Below are 17,378 nucleotides of genomic sequence, written 5' to 3'. Positions count from 1 at the left end.
GGTTCATGGCAGGGTTTCGAGGCGAACCGGCGCGATGCCATCCTCGATCATGCCGAGCTGTGCGGCCGCCGCGCGCGACAGGTCGATGATGCGGCCACGGCGGTAGGGGCCGCGGTCGTTGATGCGGACGACGACTTGGCGGCCGTTGTCGAGGTTGGTAACCCGCACGCGCGTGCCGAAGGGCAGGGAGCGATGCGCGGCGACCAGCGCCTGTTGATCGTGCGCCTCGCCGCTGGCCGTCTTCTGGCCATGGTGCATGCGGGCGTAGAACGAGGCCTTGCCGCGCTGTGTGAAGGGTTGCCGCTGTTCCTGCCCTTGCTTGTCCGGCGCAGGCGCCGATGGGCGCTCGGCGCAGCCGACGGCCAGCAGGGTGAACAGCAGGAGGGTCAGCAGCCGACCGTTGAACATCTGGGTGATCCTTGCCTCGCGCAGGCTGCAGTGCCGCCGTCACCGAGAGGCGTTGGCGGCACGGCCTTGGATGGCAGCCGGCCGCCCCGGGCGGCCGTCTGTTCTGCTCAGCCTTCGAGTTTTTTCTTCAGCAATTGGTTCACCTGGCCGGGATTGGCCTTGCCCTTGGAGGCCTTCATCGCTTGCCCGACGAAGAAGCCGAACATCTTGCCGCGCTTGGCTTCGTCGCTGGCGCGGTACTGTTCGACCTGGGCGGCATTGGCAGCCAGCACCTCGTCGAGCATCGCCTCGATGGCACCCGAGTCGGTGACCTGCTTGAGCCCCTTGCTCTCGATGATCGCGTCGGCAGAGTGGCCTTCGCCGTTGGCCAGGGCCTCGAAGACCATCTTGGCGATCTTGCCGCTGATGGTGTCGTCCTTGATACGCAGGATCAGCCCGCCGAGCTGCTCGGCGGATACCGGCGACTGCTCGATCTCCAGGCCGTCCTTGTTCAGCAGGCTGGACAGCTCGCCCATCACCCAGTTGGCCGCCAGCTTGGCGTCACCGCAGGTCTGCTGCACCTGCTCGAAGTAGTCGGCGAGCTCGCGGCTGGCCGAGAGCACGCTGGCGTCGTAGGCTGAGAGGCCGAACTCGCGTTCGAAGCGCTCGCGCTTCTGGGTCGGCAGCTCCGGCAGTTCGGCGCGAAGACGTTCCAGATAACTGCGCTCGATGACCACCGGCAGCAGGTCGGGGCAGGGGAAGTAGCGGTAGTCGTTGGCTTCTTCCTTGCTGCGCATGGAGCGCGTTTCGTCCTTGTTCGGGTCGTACAGGCGGGTTTCCTGAACGACCTGGCCGCCGTCCTCGAGCAGGTCGATCTGCCGCTGGATCTCGTGGTTGATCGCCTTTTCGATGAAGCGAAACGAGTTGACGTTCTTGATCTCGGCCCGGGTACCGAAGGCGGCCTGGCCCTTTGGTCGCACCGAGACGTTGCAGTCGCAGCGCAGCGAGCCTTCGGCCATGTTGCCGTCGCAGATGCCCAGGTAGCGCACCAGCGCATGGATCGCCTTGACGTAGGCGACCGCCTCCTTGGCCGAGCGGATGTCCGGCTCCGAGACGATCTCCAGCAGCGGCGTGCCGGCGCGGTTGAGGTCGATGCCGGTCATGCCGTGGAAGTCTTCGTGCAGGCTCTTGCCGGCGTCCTCTTCCAGATGCGCACGGGTGATGCCGATGCGCTTGACCGTGCCGTCTTCTAGGGTGATGTCCAGATGCCCCTTGCCGACGATGGGGTGGTCCATCTGGCTGGTCTGGTAGCCCTTGGGCAGGTCCGGGTAGAAGTAGTTCTTGCGCGCGAAGACGTTGCGCTCACCGATCTCGGCGTCGATCGCCAGGCCGAACATGCAGGCCATGCGCACGGCGTTCTCGTTGAGCACCGGCAGCACTCCGGGCATGCCCAGATCGATCAGGCTGGCCTGGGTGTTGGGCTCGGCGCCAAAGGTGGTGGCGCTGCCGGAGAAGATCTTCGAGCGGGTGCTGAGCTGGGCATGAATCTCCAGCCCGATGACGGTTTCCCATTGCATCATCTGTTTCCTCAGAATCCGGCCGGAGCGCGGGTGTGCCAGTCGGTGACCTGCTGGTACTGGTGCGCGACGTTGAGCAGGCGGGCCTCCTGGAAGTACGGCGCCAGCAGCTGCACGCCGACGGGCAGGCCGTCGATGAAGCCGGCCGGCATCGACAGGCCGGGAATGCCCGCCAGGTTGGCGGTGATGGTGTAGATGTCTTCGAGATAGGCCGAGACCGGGTCGGCGTTTTTCTCACCGAGCTTCCAGGCCAGGTTCGGGGTGGTCGGCCCGAGGATCACGTCGACTTCCTCAAAGGCGCTGACGAAGTCGTTCTTGACCAGTCGGCGGATCTGCTGTGCCTTGATGTAGTAGGCGTCGTAGTAGCCGGCCGAGAGGGCGTAGGTGCCGACCATGATGCGGCGCTTGACCTCGTCGCCGAAGCCCTCGGCGCGCGAGCGCTTGTAGAGGTCGGTGAGGTCCGCCGGGTTCTCGCAGCGGTAGCCGAAACGCACGCCATCGAAGCGCGACAGGTTGGAGCTGGCCTCGGCCGGGGCGATCACATAATAGGAAGGGATCGCGTGCTGCGTGTTCGGCAGGCTGATGTCCTTGACCGTGGCGCCGAGCTTCTTTAGTTCCTCGACTACGGCCAGCACTGCGCTGGCGATCTTCGGGTCCAGGCCCTCGCCGAAGTACTCCTTCGGCAGGCCGATGCGCAGCCCGGTCAGCGGCCGGCCCAGCGCGGCCAGATAGTCGTCGAGCGGCTGATCGACACTGGTCGAATCCTTCGGATCGAACCCGGCCATGCTGCCGAGCAGCAGGGCGCAGTCCTCGGCGCTGCGCGCCATCGGGCCGCCCTGGTCGAGACTCGACGCGTAGGCGATCATGCCCCAGCGGGAAACGCGGCCATAGGTGGGCTTGAGGCCGGTGAGGTTGGTCAGCGCGGCGGGCTGGCGGATCGAACCGCCGGTGTCGGTGCCGGTGGCGGCGGGCACCAGGCGCGCGGCAATCGCGGCGGCCGAACCGCCGGATGAACCGCCCGGTACACGCGACAGGTCCCAGGGGTTCTTCACTGCACCGTAATGACTGGACTCGTTGGCCGAGCCCATGGCGAACTCGTCCAGGTTGGTCTTGCCCAGGGAGACCACACCAGCGGCTGCGAGCTTCTCGACCACGCTGGCGTCGTAGGGTGCGGCGAAGTTGTCGAGCATCTTCGAGCCGCAGCTGGTGCGGATGCCCTTGGTGCAGAACAGGTCCTTGTGCGCGATGGGCGCGCCGAGCAGGGCGCCATTCTCGCCGGCAGCGCGGCGGGCGTCGGCCGCGCGGGCTTGTGCCAGAGCCAGTTCCTCGGTGACGGTAATGAAGCTGTTGATCTGCGGATCGAGGCGGGCGATGCGGTCCAGCAGACCGCGGGTCAGCTCCTCGGCGGAGAACTGTCGCTCGTTCAGGCCGCGAGCGATCTCGGCAAGGCTCAGTTGGTGCATGTCGGCTTCCTTTATCACTCGATGACCCGCGGGACCAGATACAGGCCGTTCTCCACCGCCGGAGCGATGGCCTGGTAATCGTCGCGATGGTTCGCCTCGGTGACCTCGTCGGCGCGCAGGCGCTGAGTCGTTTCCAGCGGGTGGGCCAGTGGCTCGACCCCGGTGGTGTCGACTGCCTGCATGCGGTCGATCAGGCCAAGGATGTTGTTCAGCGTTTCGGTAGTGCGGGGCAGGTCGTTCTCGGCCAGGCCCAGGCGGGCCAGGTGAGCGATCTTTTCCACCTCGGAGCGTTCAATCGCCATCGGGTCTCTCCAGCGCAAAGCGAATCGGGGGCGAAGCCTGCCGCGCGGCCTCTGGAGGGGCGGCAACAGGGCTTTCGGCATCCGGCAAAGGCGGCAATGGTACATGCCGGAGCGGCTTCCCGGTAGCGCGTGGGGCGGGACGTGGCGCAGCGGCAGATGCGCTTTTCGCCGATTGGTGCACACCCGCTCGGCGCTGCGCCGAATCGCGCCTTGCCCTGACCTGATGCCGTTGTTAGAGTTTGCGGCAATTTTTTCCCCACGCGTTTGCCCCAAGGGCCCTTCTCCAATGTTCAAGAAACTGCGTGGCATGTTTTCCAGCGATCTGTCGATCGACCTGGGCACTGCCAATACCCTTATTTACGTGCGCGATCGCGGCATCGTCCTGGACGAGCCGTCGGTGGTCGCCATTCGCAGCCACGGCAATCAGAAAAGTGTCGTGGCTGTCGGCACCGAGGCCAAGCGCATGCTGGGCCGTACCCCGGGCAACATCAACGCCATCCGCCCGATGAAGGATGGCGTCATCGCCGACTTCAGCGTCTGCGAAAAAATGCTGCAGTACTTCATCAACAAGGTGCATGAGAACAGCTTCCTGCAACCGTCGCCGCGCGTGCTGATCTGCGTCCCGTGCAAGTCGACCCAGGTCGAGCGTCGGGCGATCCGCGAATCGGCACTGGGTGCGGGCGCGCGTGAAGTGTTCCTCATCGAGGAACCGATGGCGGCCGCCATCGGCGCCGGGCTGCCGGTCGACGAGGCGCGCGGGTCGATGGTCGTCGACATCGGCGGCGGCACCACCGAGATCGCGCTGATCTCCCTCAACGGTGTGGTCTACGCCGAATCCGTGCGCGTCGGCGGCGACCGGTTCGACGAGGCCATCGTCACCTATGTGCGCCGCAACTACGGCAGCCTGATCGGTGAATCCACCGCCGAACGCATCAAGCAGGAAATCGGTACGGCCTTCCCCGGTGGCGAACTGCGCGAAGTCGATGTGCGTGGCCGCAACCTGGCCGAAGGCGTACCGCGCAGCTTCACTCTGAATTCCAACGAGGTGCTCGAGGCGCTGCAGGAGTCGCTGGCGACCATCGTCCAGGCGGTCAAGAGCGCACTGGAACAGTCGCCGCCGGAGCTGGCCTCGGACATCGCCGAGCGCGGCCTGGTGCTGACCGGCGGCGGCGCGCTGCTGCGTGACCTCGACAAGCTGCTCGCGCAGGAAACCGGCCTGCCGGTGATCGTCGCCGAGGAGCCGCTGACCTGCGTTGCGCGTGGCGGTGGCCGAGCGCTGGAGATGATGGATCGTCATGCCATGGACCTGCTCTCCACCGAGTGAGTCCCGCAGTCGTTTCCCGGCGACAAGCCGGAGGGCCGCCCCGCGACCTTCCGGCTTGTCGCGTTTTGGTATCTAGCCCGGCATCCGTGAGGTATCGATATTAAGCCGCTCTTCGCCAAAGGACCTTCGCTCGGTGTGCGCCTGCTGGTGCTGACCGTGGTTTGCGTCGCGCTGATGGTGGTGGATGCGCGCTTCGATACGCTCAAGCCGGTACGCAGCCAGCTCGGGCTCGCCTTGACGCCGTTCTACTGGCTCGCCGACCTGCCGGTGCGCGCCTGGAACACCGCGACCCAGCAGCTGACCAGCACCAGCGAACTGATGGCCGAGAACGAACGGCTCAAGGCCGAGGCACTGCTGATGCAGCGCCGCCTGCAGAAGCTGGCCATGCTGACCGAACAGAATGTGCGTCTGCGCGAATTGCTCAACTCGGCGGCGCTGGTCGATGACCGCGTGCTGGTGGCGGAGCTGATCGGGCTCGATCCGAACCCCTTCACGCATCGGCTGCTCATCGACAAGGGCGAAAAGGACGGTGTCTTTCTCGGTCAGCCGGTGCTCGATGCCAGCGGGCTGATGGGGCAGGTGGTCGAGGTCATGCCCTATGCCGCGCGCGTGCTGCTGATCACCGACGTCACCCATAGCATCCCGGTGCAGGTCAATCGCAATGGGCTGCGCGCGATCGCCGTAGGTACCGGCGACCCGGACTACCTGGAGCTGCGCCATGTCGCGGACACCGCCGACATCAAGGAGGGTGATCTGCTGGTCAGCTCCGGGCTGGGTCAGCGCTTTCCCAGCGGCTATCCGGTGGCCCAGGTGAAGGAGGTGGTGCGCGACTCCGGCCAGCCATTCGCGATCGTCCGTGCGACCCCCACTGCAATGCTCAACCGCAGCCGCTATCTGCTCCTGGTGTTCAGTGATGCGCGCAGCCCGGAGGAACGCTCGGCGGCTGCGGCGCAGGCCGAAGTCGAGGCCGAGGCCGGGCGTCGCGAAGGGGGGGGCGGCGATCAGCCAGCGCCTGCGCCTGAGGCGAGCCCGGCTGAAACCGCGGCCGAACCGGTCGAGGAGGGTGCGCAGCAATGATCGTGCGCCCGCGCAATGGCTGGGTGATCTGGCTGACCCTGATCATCGCCCTGGTACTCAGCATCGTGCCGATGCCGGCCAGTGCCGAGCTTGGCCGCCCGCTGTGGCTCGGCATGGTGATCGCCTACTGGGCGCTGGTGCTGCCGCATCGTGGCGGCATGGGCGCGGCTTTCTGCGCCGGGCTCGCGCTCGACGTGCTGGCCGGCACGCTGCTTGGACAGAACGGCCTGCCGCTGATTCTGGTGGCCTTTCTCGTGCTGAGCCTGCAGCAGCGCCTGCGCATGTTTCCGCTCTGGCAGCAGAGCATGGTGCTCCTGGTGGTACTGGGTATCGCACAGCTGGTGCAGTTGTGGCTCAACACGCTAACCGGCAACCGGCCACCGACGCTGCTGTTCCTGATTCCGGTGCCGATCAGTGCGCTGCTCTGGCCGTGGCTGTTCGTCGCGCTGCAGTGGCTGCGCCGGCGCTTCGACGTCGCCTGAGGCGGGCGCTCCCGTTCCGCTCCGGCGGTGTCGCGGATTAGGCCGGGCCTGGCTTGCGCCGCGCTTTTCGTCACTGCGCCGATATGCGACTCTGCGGCTTATTTGCACAAGGACCAGGCATGGGCGCGCTGTTTCTCGCCTCCGCATCACCCCGTCGCCGTGAACTGCTACAGCAGATCGGCGTCCCGTTTTCCTTGCTAGCGGTCAGCATCGACGAAACCCCTCAGCCCGGCGAGTCGCCCGAGGCCTACGTGCAGCGCCTGGCATTGGGCAAGGCGCGGGCCGGCCTGGCGCTTCTGGATCACACGAACGGCTGCGTGCTGGGGGCCGACACCAGTGTCGTTCTGGATGGCCGCATCCTCGGCAAGCCGGCCGATCGGGACGAGGGGCTGGCAATGCTGCTGGCCTTGTCCGGACGCAGCCACCGTGTGCTGACTGCCGTTGCGCTGGCGCAGCACGATCGCCGCGAAGTGCGCCTGGTCGCCAGCGAGGTCGAGTTTCGCCCGATCAGCCGTGCCGAGGCCGAGGCCTACTGGGCCAGTGGCGAGCCATGCGACAAGGCTGGCGGCTACGGTATCCAGGGCTGGGGCGCGGTATTCGTCAGCCGGCTGTCCGGCAGCTATTCGGCGGTCGTCGGCCTGCCGCTGTGTGAGACGGCCCAGCTGCTCGATACCTTCGGTCTGCCACGCTGGTGCCAGGCCGCGACATAGAGCCTGCCCGGCACCGCGCCGGCAGTTAGAATGCCCTGCATCAAGCCCTTTTCCCTTGCACTCGCCCCGGACATAACAATGAGCGAAGAAATCCTGATGAACATCACGCCGATGGAGTCGCGCGTGGCGGTGGTGGAAAACGGCGTGTTGCAGGAGGTGCATGTCGAGCGCACCCAGCGGCGCGGGATCGTCGGCAATATCTACAAGGGCAAGGTTGTGCGTGTGCTGCCGGGCATGCAGGCGGCGTTCGTCGACATCGGCCTGGACCGGGCCGCCTTCATTCATGCCTCGGAAATTTCCAGTCGCGAGGGCAATGCGGTCGAACCGATCAATGCGCTGGTGCATGAAGGGCAGAGCCTGGTGGTCCAGGTGACGAAGGACCCCATCGGCACCAAGGGCGCGCGGCTGACCACGCAGCTGTCGATTCCGTCGCGCTATCTGGTGTACATGCCGCGCACCAGCCACGTCGGCATTTCCCTGCGCATCGAGGACGAGGGCGAGCGTGAGCGGCTCAAGCAGGTTGTCGCCGAATGCGTCGCGGCCGAGGGTATCCAGGAGGCCGGCGGGTTCATTCTGCGCACCGCGGCCGAGGGCGCCGGCAAGGACGAGATCCTCATGGACATCCGCTACCTGCGCCGGCTGTGGGAGCAGATAGCCGGGCAGATGAAGACGGCCTCGGCGCCTTCGCTGATCTACGAGGACCTGGCACTGGCGATGCGCACCTTGCGTGACCTGGTCAACCCACGGATCGAGAAGATCCGCATCGATTCGCGCGAGAATTTCCAGAAGGTCACCCAGTTCGTCGGCGAGCTCATGCCCGAGCTGGGCGACCGCCTGGAGCACTACCCGGGCGAACGGCCGATCTTCGACCTGTATGGTGTCGAGGACGAGATCCAGAAGGCCCTCGAGCGCAAGGTGATGCTCAAGTCCGGCGGCTACCTGATCATCGACCCGGCCGAGGCGATGACGACCATCGACGTCAATACCGGCGCCTTTGTCGGCCATCGCACCCTCGAGGAGACAATCTTCAAGACCAACCTCGAGGCGGCCACGGCGATTGCCCGCCAGCTTCGGCTGCGCAACATCGGCGGCATCATCATCATCGACTTCATCGACATGGAAGACGAGGAGCACCGCCGCCAGGTATTGCGCACGCTGGAGAAGCAGCTCGAGCGCGATCACGCCAAGACCAACATCATCGGCATCACGGAACTGGGCCTCGTGCAGATGACCCGCAAGCGGACCCGTGAAAGCCTCGAACAGGTGCTGTGCGAGCCCTGCCTGGCCTGCCAGGGGCGCGGCAAGCTGAAGACCGCCGAAACCGTTTGTTATGAGATCTTCCGCGAAATCCTGCGCGAAGCCCGCGCCTATCAGGCCGAGGGCTATCGGGTGCTGGCCAACCAGAAGGTCATCGACCGCCTGCTCGACGAAGAGTCGGGCAATGTCGCCGATCTCGAAGCGTTCATCGGCCGCTCCATCAAATTCCAGGTCGAAAGCATGTACTCGCAGGAGCAGTACGACGTGGTGCTGCTCTGAGCGGGTGCGGCATGTCCCTTGAACGAAGAGACCGCTGGAGCCGGACCGCATGAAAGGGGCCGCGGGATTGCTTGGTGGACTGTTGCACCGCCTGTTCGGCGTCACCGCCGGCCTGCTGATACTGGCTGCGCTGTACGTCGCGCTAGGCCGGCAGCTGGTGCCGCTGGTGGCCGAGTACCGTCAGGACGTCGAGGCTCGGGTCGAGCAGGCGATCGGAATGCCCGTGGCCATTGGCCGGCTGGAAGGCGCCTGGCAGGGCTTCGCCCCGCAGATGCTGGCGCATGATGTGGTGCTTGGCGACGGTGCCGCCGCCGTGCGGCTGGATCGGCTGATCCTGGTCCCCGACATCGCCGAATCGCTGCTCGCGCGCCAGCCGATACTGCGTTCGCTGACGCTCGTGGGGCTTCACCTTGGCCTGGTGGAAGGCCGCGATGGCGGCTGGGCGGTCAAGGGGCTGCCGCAGCGCAGCCAGGGTCCTGCCCCGGATATCGAGCGGATCCTGCGCGGGCTGCAGGCGGTGCATCTGCTGGCCCTGGAAGACAGTCAGGTCACCTTCGAGCCCGCCGGTGGGCCAGTAGCGACGCTCAGCTACGTGGCGCTCGCGCTGCGCAGCAGTGCAGATGACTGGCGCCTGGATGGACGTACTGTACTGCCCGACGGACAGACGCTGAGCCTCGCGCTGCGCGCGCGCGGGAACGCTTCAGCCTGGCGCGAGGCTGAGGCCGACCTGTACCTGAGCCTGCCACAGAGCGACTGGGCCGCCTGGCTGCCGAAGCGCTCCGTCGGCGACTGGCAACTGCAGGCTCTGCAGGCCGGTGGCGAGCTCTGGGCGCGCTGGGAGCGGGGTGGGCTGGCGCGCGCTGCGGCGCGTCTGAACGCGGCGCACCTGGTCGCTGGCTACCAGGCGCGTGCATCCGTGGTGCTCGACGATCTGGCGGCCGATCTCTATGTCGACCGGCAGGCCGATGGCGACTACCGCCTGCAGGCCGAGCGCTTGTCGTTCGACCTCGGGGAACAGCGCCTGGCAGAGACGCGCCTGGTCGTTCAGCGCGGTGCGGCTTCCGGAGACTGGGCGCTGCGTATCGATCGTCTGCAGGTCGCGCCGCTGGCAGCTCTGGCGCAGGCGCTGGCACCGCTGCCGGAGGCCGGGCTGGAAACACTGAACGCGCTTGCGCCGCAGGGCACGCTGCAGGATGTGCGGGTGGCGTTTCGCCCCGGACGAAGCGATGAGGAGCGGCTGCGCTATTCCGCTCGACTCGATGACATCCGCATCGGCGACCATCATTGGATTCCCGCGGTAGAGCACGCCTCCGGTACGGTGAGTGGTACCCAATACCGGGGGCAGTTGCGCCTCGACAGCCGAGACTTCAGCCTGCAGTTGGCACCGCTGTTCCCCGAAGCATGGGCGTATCGCCAGGCGCGCGGAACGCTTTCCTGGCGGCTCGACGAGGAGGCCCTGACCCTCGTTGGCTCGGCGCTGCAACTGGAAGGTGAGGAGGGGCGCCTGGCCGGCGACTTCCTGATCCGCCTGCGACGCGACCCGGCGGCCGAGGACTATATGGACTTGCGCGTCGGGCTCAGTGACGGTGACGCGCGTTTCGCCGGTAAATACCTGCCGAGCCGCTCGCCGGCATTGAGCCCCGCCCTGAAGGATTGGCTGGAGCAGGCCATCCGCGGCGGCACCATCGAACAGGGCTATTTTCTCTATCAGGGCGCGCTCAATCGGGGTGCGCCCGCCGAAGCGCGAAGCATGGGTCTGTACTTCAAGGTGCACGACGCGGAGCTGGCGTATCGGCCGGGCTGGCCGGCCCTGCGCGGCGGCCGGGGCGAGGTACTGATCGAGGATTCCGGGATACGGGTTCGTCTCGCGGAGGGGCAGATCCTCGACAGTCAGGTGCGCGACGTTCGCGCCAGCATTCCGCGTGAGGTCGATGGGCCGCTGCAACTGGCGATCCAGGGGGCCGTCACCAGCAGCGTGGCCGATGCGCTGACGCTGTTGCGCGATGCACCGATGGGAACGCAGGCGCTGTTCGCCGGCTGGCAGGGTGAGGGGCGCCTGGAAGGCCAGCTGGACCTGCAGATCCCGCTGGCGCAGGGCGGCAAGCCACGGGTGGCGGTCGACTTTCATAGCGAAGAGGCGCGGTTGAGCATTCCGCAACCCGCGCTGGCCTTCGACCAGCTGAGTGGCAGTTTCCGTTACGACAGCGAACGTGGATTCAGCGCCGAGCGCTTTTCGGCGCAGGCCTTCGGCCGTTCAGTGCGCGGTCGTGCGGTTGCTACTGGAAGCTCCGGCGCGCCCTCGACCCGCATCGAAGCGCAAGGCAGCATCGCGCTCGAGCGGTTGGCCCAGTGGCTCGGTATCGAGCAGCCATTGCCCATCAGCGGCGAGCTGCCCTACCAACTGCGACTCGGGCTCGATGGGGCCGACAGCCTGCTGCAGATCGATTCATCGTTGCTCGGCGCCAGCATCGATCTGCCGGCGCCCTTCGGCAAGGCTGCGGGCGTGCGCCGCGACACTTCGCTGCGCATGACTCTGCAAGGGCCGGAGCGGCGCTATTCGGTGCGCCATGGCGAGCTGGCTGCGCTCAATTTCGCCGCACCGGCCGAGGATTGGCGCCAGGGCCGCGGCGAACTCAGGCTGGGCCCGGGAGCAGCGGTATTGCCAAGCCGCAGCGGCCTGCGTGTGAGGGGGCGGCTGGACCAGCTCGAACTGCAGGCCTGGCAGGCGGCACGCGAGCGCTATCTGGCCGATGCAGGCGGAGCTGCGCCAGCGGGCGGCCTGCTACGGGGAGCCGAGCTGCGGATCGAGCGTTTCCAGGGCTTCGGCACCGACATTGCCGGGCTGGATGTCGATCTGCAGCGGCTGACCGGAGCCTGGTCGCTGGGGCTTCAGAGCGACACGATCAGCGGGCGGCTGGAGCTGCCGGATGCGCCGGGCGCGACACTGACGGCGGACCTGCAGCAGTTGCGCCTGCCTGCGGCGAGTCCGCAGGCCGATGGCGGCGACCGGCCTGACCCGCTTGCGGCAGTCGACCCGGGCAGGTTGCCGCCGATGGACATCCGTATCGCCCAGGTCTGGCAGGGAGACGCCCGCCTGGGGCCTTGGGCGCTGAAGCTGCGGCCGCGCGAAAGCGGCGTGACGTTCTCGGACGTCGACCTCGAGCTCAAGGGGCTCAAGCTGCAGGGCAGCGGCAGTTGGGCCGCCGGACGCACCCGTTATCAGGGCCGGTTGTCGGGCAGCAACCTGGCCGACGTGCTGCTCGCCTGGGGCTTCGCACCGTCGACGACCAGCGAAAGCTTTCGCCTGGATGTCGACGGTAGCTGGCCTGGCTCGCCGGCCTGGTTTGCCCTGTCGCGCTATTCGGGAACCCTCGAGCCGCGGCTGCGCAAAGGCCAGTTCGTCGAGTTGGAAGGCGGAACGCAGGCCCTGCGCGTGTTCGGCCTGCTCAACTTCAACTCGATCGGCCGGCGCCTGCGGTTGGATTTCTCGGATCTGTTCGGCAAGGGCTACAGTTACGACCGGTTGACGGGGTCGCTGGTCGCGCGCGATGGCGTATACCGCACGGAAAAGGCGGTGACCGTCAGCGGCCCCTCGAGCAATCTCGAGCTCAGCGGTACGCTCGACATGGTCGCCGACCGCATTGACGCCAAGCTGCTGGTGACCCTGCCGGTGAGCAACAACCTGCCGCTGGCGGCGCTCATCGTCGGTGCGCCCGCCGTCGGCGGCGCCCTGTTCGTCTTCGACAAGCTGCTGGGTGACCGGGTCGCGCGCTTCGCGAGCGTCCAGTACAACGTCGAGGGGCCCTGGCAGTCGCCGCGCATCACCTTCGACAAACCCTTCGAGAAGCCCGAGTGAACGGCCGTCCGGTCGGGCATTCCAAATCACTAGCTCAGTCGTCGTCCGTGGAGTGCGTCATGTCGATCGCAGTCATCCAGATGGTCAGCCAGGCGGATATCGCCCGCAATCTGCAGACTGCTCGCGAGCTGCTCGCCGAGGCCGCCGAAGCTGGCGCGCGGCTGGCGGTGCTGCCAGAGAACTTCGCTGCGCTCGGTCATCCGCAGGTGCCTGCCATTGCGCGCGCGGAGGCCGAGGGGCTGGGGCCGATCCTGCCCTGGTTGAGCGCAGTCACGCGGGAGTTCGGTTTGTGGCTGGTGGCCGGCACCATTGCCTTGCCGCCCGACGGTGCGCCAGGCGCCAGGCCCTATGCCTGTTCGCTGGTGTACGACGACCAGGGGCGTCGCGTGGCGCGCTACGACAAGCTGCATCTTTTTGATGCCGAGGTGGCTGATAGCCGCGCAAGTTACCGCGAATCGGACGATTACGCCGCAGGCGAGCGGCTGGTCGTGGTCGATACGCCTGTCGGCCGGCTCGGCTTGTCGGTCTGCTATGACCTGCGTTTCCCCGAACTCTACGGCGCTCTGCGTGCCGCCGGGGCCGAGCTGATCGCCGCGCCCTCGGCCTTTACCCAGGTAACGGGCGAGGCGCATTGGCAGGTGCTGATCCGTGCCCGGGCCATCGAAACCCAGTGTTACCTGCTCGCCGCGGCCCAGGGTGGCGAGCACGCCGGCGGGCGCCGCACGCACGGGCATTCGGCGATCGTCGATCCCTGGGGCCGGCTGCTGGCTGAGTGCGAGCGCGGCGCCGGCGTGCTGGTTCGCCCGCGCGATGCGGCTGAACAGGCCGCGCTACGCCAGCGCATGCCGCTGGCCAATCACCGACGATTTTCTGTACCGTGCCTGAGCACGGCGAATGTGGAGTGACTATGAGCGATTGGCTGTTACCTGTAACCGAACGACTGCTGACGCCCGGTGGGCTCGGCCTGGATGATCTTCCCGGCCTGCTCGGAGAGCTGGCCGGGCCGCGCATCGACGCCGCGGACCTGTATTTCCAGGATCAGGTGAGTGAGTCCTGGGTGCTGGAGGATGGCATCGTCAAGGAGGGCGGCTTCCATCTCGAGCAGGGCGTCGGTGTTCGGGCGCTGTCCGGCGACAAGACAGGCTTTGCCTACAGTAATGCGATTGGTGCCCAGGCGCTGCGCCAGGCCGCGCAGGCGGCGCGCTCGATCGCCCGCAGCGGTGAGCAACAACGCGTTGAAGTGTTGTCGAAGGCCGCCTTCGCGCCGCTCTATGCGCATGCCAATCCGCTGGATGGCATGAGCCGCGCCGACAAGGTGGAGCTGCTCAAGCGCGTCGACCTGGCGACGCGTGCGCTGGACCCGCGCATCACTCAGGTCACGGTAAGCCTGGCCGGTGTCTGGGAGCACATTCTTGTCGCCGCGCTCGACGGTTCGCTGGCCAGCGACATCCGCCCCTTGGTGCGTTTCAATGTCAGTGTGATCGTCGAGCAGAACGGCCGGCGCGAGCGCGGCGGCCATGGCGGTGGCGGGCGGACCGGATACGACTTTTTCCTCCAGGAGGATCGGGCCATGGGCTATGCGCGCGAAGCGCTGCGCCAGGCGCTGGTCAACCTCGAGGCGCTTCCGGCGCCGGCCGGTACGTTGCCCGTGGTGCTCGGTCCCGGTTGGTCGGGGGTGCTGCTGCACGAAGCGGTAGGACACGGCCTTGAAGGCGACTTCAACCGCAAGGGTAGCTCGGCCTACAGCGGGCGCATCGGTGAGCGGGTGGCTTCCTCGCTATGCACGATCGTCGATGACGGCACGCTGGCCAATCGCCGGGGTTCGCTCAGCGTGGATGACGAAGGCACGCCGACACAGTGCACCACCCTGATCGAAAACGGCGTGCTCAAGGGCTATATGCAGGACAAGCTCAACGCTCGCCTGATGGGCGTCGCGCCGACCGGCAACGGCCGTCGCGAGTCTTATGCGCACCTGCCCATGCCACGCATGACCAATACCTACATGTTGGCCGGGCAGAGCGAGCCGGAGGATATCATCCGCTCGGTGAAGCGGGGCATCTATTGCGCCAACCTGGGCGGCGGCCAGGTCGACATCACCAGCGGCAAGTTCGTCTTTTCCACCAGCGAGGCCTACCTCATCGAGGACGGTCGCATCACCGCGCCGGTCAAGGGCGCAACCCTGATCGGCAACGGCCCGGAGGCCATGAGCCGCGTTTCCATGGTGGGCAATGATCTCGCGCTGGACAGTGGCGTTGGAACGTGCGGCAAGGATGGCCAATCCGTGCCGGTCGGCGTCGGTCAGCCGACCCTGAAAATCGATGGCATCACCGTGGGCGGCACTGGCGCGTGAGCGGGGGCGGTGTGCGGCGGCCTATTTCAGGCCGCGCTTGAGCTCGTCCAGTTCGCGGATGTACTTGAACACCTTGCGCGCGGCGGCCGGCGGCTTGTTGTGCGCCGCCTCGTGCTGGGCATGGCGGATCAGGCTGCGAAGGTGCTGGCGGTCGGCGTCGGGGTATTCGCTGACGAAGGCGTCGAGGACCTCGTCGTTGCCGGCGATCAAGCGATCACGCCAGCGCTCCAGTGCATGGAATCGCTCGTTGTACTGCCGTGTCGAGGCGTCGACCTGGTCGACCAGCGCGAGAATCGCGTCGACGTCCTGGTCGCGCATCAGCCGGCCTATGTACTGGATATGGCGCTTGCGAGCGATATGCGCCTTGTGCTTCGGTGCATCGGCCAGGGCCTTCTGCAGGGCGTCGCTGAGCGGCAGGCGTGCGATCAGCTCGGGCTTGAGGGTGGTCAGCCGCTCGCCGAGCTCCTGGAGTGCCAGCAGTTCGCGCTTGACCTGCGATTTGCTTTTTTCACCGAGATCGTCGGTGTCGGAATAGTCAGACATGAAAGGGTCCAATCGAGACGTGCGGGCCATGATAGCAGCAGCTCGAACAGGCGAGTGCCCGTTCCCGGGCTGCCAAGATGAATGCTTGGGAGTGCTTATGAGCGAAGTTGAAGGGATCGGGCCAGCGGCGCTGCCCGGCTTGCAGGACAAGGTCGCGCAGATCATCGGCGAAGCCCGCCGACAGGGTGCCAGCGCCTGCGAGGTATCGGTGTCGGTCGAGCAGGGGCTTTCCACCACCGTGCGCCGTGGCGAGGTCGAGACCGTCGAGTTCAATCGCGACCAGGGCTTCGGCATCACGCTGTATGTCGGCCAGCGCAAGGGCTCGGCAAGCACCACGGGCAGCGGTGACAGCGCCATACGCGAGACCGTTGCCGCGGCACTGGCCATCGCGCGTCACGCCTCGGAGGACGAGTTCGCCGGACTGGCCGATGCGTCGCTGATGGCCCGTGAGGTTCCCGATCTCGATCTCTACCACCCCTGGGACATCGCGCCGGAGCAGGCGATCGAGCAAGCCCTGGCCTGCGAAGCGGCAGCCTTCGCCGCGGATCCGCGTATCCGAAATGCCGACGGCACGAGCCTGAACACCCACCAGGGCGCGCGTGCCTACGGCAATAGCAACGGCTTCATCGGCGGTTATTGCAGCACGCGGCACAGCCTCAGTTGCGTGATGATCGCCGAGGCTGACGGGCAGATGCAGCGGGACTATTTCTACGACGTCAACCGTCAGGGCGATGCGCTGCTCGATCCTGCACAGATCGGTCGCCGCGCCGCCGAGCGGGCGGTACAACGGCTCGGCGCGCGCCCTGTACCCACCTGCGAAGTACCAGTGCTGTTCTCCGCCGAGCTCGCGACGGGGTTGTTCGGCCATTTCCTGGCCGCGATCTCGGGGGCCAATCTGTATCGAAAGGCGTCCTTTCTCGAGGGGGCGCTGGGCCAGACACTGTTCCCCGACTGGCTGACGCTGGATGAGCGGCCGCACCTGCTGCGAGCGCTCGGCAGCGCAGCCTACGATGGTGACGGCCTGGCGACCTATGCCAAGCCCTTCGTCGAGCAGGGCAGACTGCTGTCCTATGTGCTGGGCACCTATTCCGGCCGCAAGCTGGGTATGCCGAGCACCGCCAATGCGGGGGGCGTGCATAACCTGTTCGTCAGTCACGGCGAAGCGGATCAGGCGGCGCTGATTCGCCAGATGGGCCGTGGTCTGCTGGTCACCGAGCTGATGGGGCAGGGGCTCAATCTGGTGACCGGTGACTACTCGCGCGGCGCCGGCGGCTATTGGGTCGAGAACGGTGAAATCCAGTTTCCGGTGCAGGAGGTAACGATCGCCGGCAATCTGCGCGACATGTTCCGTCAGATCGCCGCGGTCGGCTGCGACGTGGAGACGCGCAGCAATGTTCGCAGCGGTTCGGTACTGATCGAGCGGATGACGGTTGCCGGCAGTTGAATGCCGTGTCAGTAGCGGTCCGCGCTGCTGTGCGGCGCGGTGGCTACTCGCCTTCTTCGAAGTAATCCTCGATGAGTGCGACCAGCGCGCTCATCGCATCCTGGTCCTGCTCGCCCTCGGTACTCAAATGTACGGTGGTGCCCTTGCCGGCGGCGAGCATCATGACCGCCATGATGTTCTTGCCGTCCACCAGGCTGGCGGCGTCACGACCGATGCGCACGTTGCAGGGGTAGCGTGTCGCCACGCCGACGAACTTGGCCGCGGCACGCGCGTGCAGGCCGAGCTTGTTGATGATGGTGATTTCGCGCGTGGGCATCGGTCTGGCTG

The 17,378-nt window shown here is 66.6% G+C and carries 15 protein-coding genes; 9 read left to right on the top strand and 6 right to left on the bottom strand.

Features of this window, described 5'->3' with window-relative positions; all coding sequences use genetic code 11:
- Positions 1-3: 3 nt before the first annotated feature.
- The 4 genes from AC0KXH_RS15595 to gatC all read right to left on the bottom strand — a co-directional run bounded on the left by AC0KXH_RS15595 (position 4) and on the right by gatC (position 3,729).
- A complete protein-coding gene (locus tag AC0KXH_RS15595) occupies positions 4-408 on the bottom strand; it encodes a septal ring lytic transglycosylase RlpA family protein (RefSeq protein WP_041103919.1) in 405 nt (134 codons plus the stop codon).
- Between the two features lie 107 nt (positions 409-515).
- Positions 516-1,964: an Asp-tRNA(Asn)/Glu-tRNA(Gln) amidotransferase subunit GatB gene (gene gatB, locus AC0KXH_RS15590; protein ID WP_043223260.1), complete on the bottom strand. Its 1,449-nt coding sequence runs from the start codon at positions 1,962-1,964 to the stop codon at positions 516-518.
- Between the two features lie 11 nt (positions 1,965-1,975).
- Positions 1,976-3,427 (bottom strand): Asp-tRNA(Asn)/Glu-tRNA(Gln) amidotransferase subunit GatA, encoded by a 1,452-nt coding sequence (gene gatA, locus AC0KXH_RS15585; protein WP_488223659.1) that lies wholly within the window; start codon positions 3,425-3,427, stop codon positions 1,976-1,978.
- Between the two features lie 14 nt (positions 3,428-3,441).
- A complete protein-coding gene (gene gatC, locus AC0KXH_RS15580; protein ID WP_200290905.1) occupies positions 3,442-3,729 on the bottom strand; it encodes an Asp-tRNA(Asn)/Glu-tRNA(Gln) amidotransferase subunit GatC in 288 nt (95 codons plus the stop codon).
- 286 nt (positions 3,730-4,015) lie between these two features.
- Between gatC and mreB the strand changes: the two genes are divergently transcribed.
- From mreB to tldD, 8 genes are all read left to right on the top strand, one after another.
- On the top strand, positions 4,016-5,053 hold the full coding sequence (mreB, locus tag AC0KXH_RS15575; protein WP_041103926.1) for a rod shape-determining protein MreB: 1,038 nt from the start codon (positions 4,016-4,018) through the stop codon (positions 5,051-5,053).
- A gap of 135 nt (positions 5,054-5,188) precedes the next feature.
- Positions 5,189-6,130, top strand: coding sequence for a rod shape-determining protein MreC (mreC, locus tag AC0KXH_RS15570; protein WP_376749999.1), 942 nt, complete (start codon positions 5,189-5,191; stop codon positions 6,128-6,130).
- A complete protein-coding gene (gene mreD, locus AC0KXH_RS15565) occupies positions 6,127-6,612 on the top strand; it encodes a rod shape-determining protein MreD (protein ID WP_041103928.1) in 486 nt (161 codons plus the stop codon). The genes mreC and mreD overlap by 4 nt, the downstream gene beginning before the upstream one ends.
- A 119-nt stretch (positions 6,613-6,731) precedes the next feature.
- Positions 6,732-7,322 carry a Maf family protein gene (locus AC0KXH_RS15560; protein ID WP_488223658.1) on the top strand — a complete coding sequence of 197 codons (591 nt, stop codon included), beginning with the start codon at positions 6,732-6,734 and terminating at the stop codon, positions 7,320-7,322.
- Positions 7,323-7,400: 78 nt separating this feature from the next.
- Positions 7,401-8,858 carry a ribonuclease G gene (gene rng, locus AC0KXH_RS15555; RefSeq protein WP_041103931.1) on the top strand — a complete coding sequence of 486 codons (1,458 nt, stop codon included), beginning with the start codon at positions 7,401-7,403 and terminating at the stop codon, positions 8,856-8,858.
- Positions 8,859-8,907: 49 nt separating this feature from the next.
- The gene (locus tag AC0KXH_RS15550) at positions 8,908-12,714 is read left to right on the top strand and encodes a YhdP family protein (protein ID WP_488223657.1); all 3,807 of its coding nucleotides are present in this window, start codon (positions 8,908-8,910) and stop codon (positions 12,712-12,714) included.
- Positions 12,715-12,773: 59 nt separating this feature from the next.
- Complete coding sequence (locus AC0KXH_RS15545; RefSeq protein ID WP_043221744.1) at positions 12,774-13,619, top strand: carbon-nitrogen hydrolase family protein; 846 nt, start codon at positions 12,774-12,776, stop codon at positions 13,617-13,619.
- Between the two features lie 2 nt (positions 13,620-13,621).
- Positions 13,622-15,064 (top strand): metalloprotease TldD, encoded by a 1,443-nt coding sequence (gene tldD / locus AC0KXH_RS15540; protein WP_488223656.1) that lies wholly within the window; start codon positions 13,622-13,624, stop codon positions 15,062-15,064.
- A 21-nt stretch (positions 15,065-15,085) separates the two neighbouring features.
- On the opposite strand, the gene yjgA is transcribed toward tldD, so the two are convergent.
- Positions 15,086-15,607: a ribosome biogenesis factor YjgA gene (yjgA, locus tag AC0KXH_RS15535; protein ID WP_041103939.1), complete on the bottom strand. Its 522-nt coding sequence runs from the start codon at positions 15,605-15,607 to the stop codon at positions 15,086-15,088.
- A gap of 97 nt (positions 15,608-15,704) precedes the next feature.
- On the opposite strand from yjgA, the gene pmbA reads away from it, so the two are divergent.
- A complete protein-coding gene (gene pmbA, locus AC0KXH_RS15530) occupies positions 15,705-17,051 on the top strand; it encodes a metalloprotease PmbA (RefSeq protein ID WP_061340812.1) in 1,347 nt (448 codons plus the stop codon).
- Between the two features lie 43 nt (positions 17,052-17,094).
- On the opposite strand, the gene AC0KXH_RS15525 is transcribed toward pmbA, so the two are convergent.
- Positions 17,095-17,367 carry an HPr family phosphocarrier protein gene (locus AC0KXH_RS15525; protein ID WP_041103943.1) on the bottom strand — a complete coding sequence of 91 codons (273 nt, stop codon included), beginning with the start codon at positions 17,365-17,367 and terminating at the stop codon, positions 17,095-17,097.
- Positions 17,368-17,378 lie beyond the last annotated feature (11 nt).

It is taken from the genome of Stutzerimonas sp. CXK-1, from assembly GCF_057738225.1.
The sequence above is the reverse complement of the archived record's forward strand: the minus strand, read 5'-3'. Positions and strand labels throughout refer to the sequence as shown.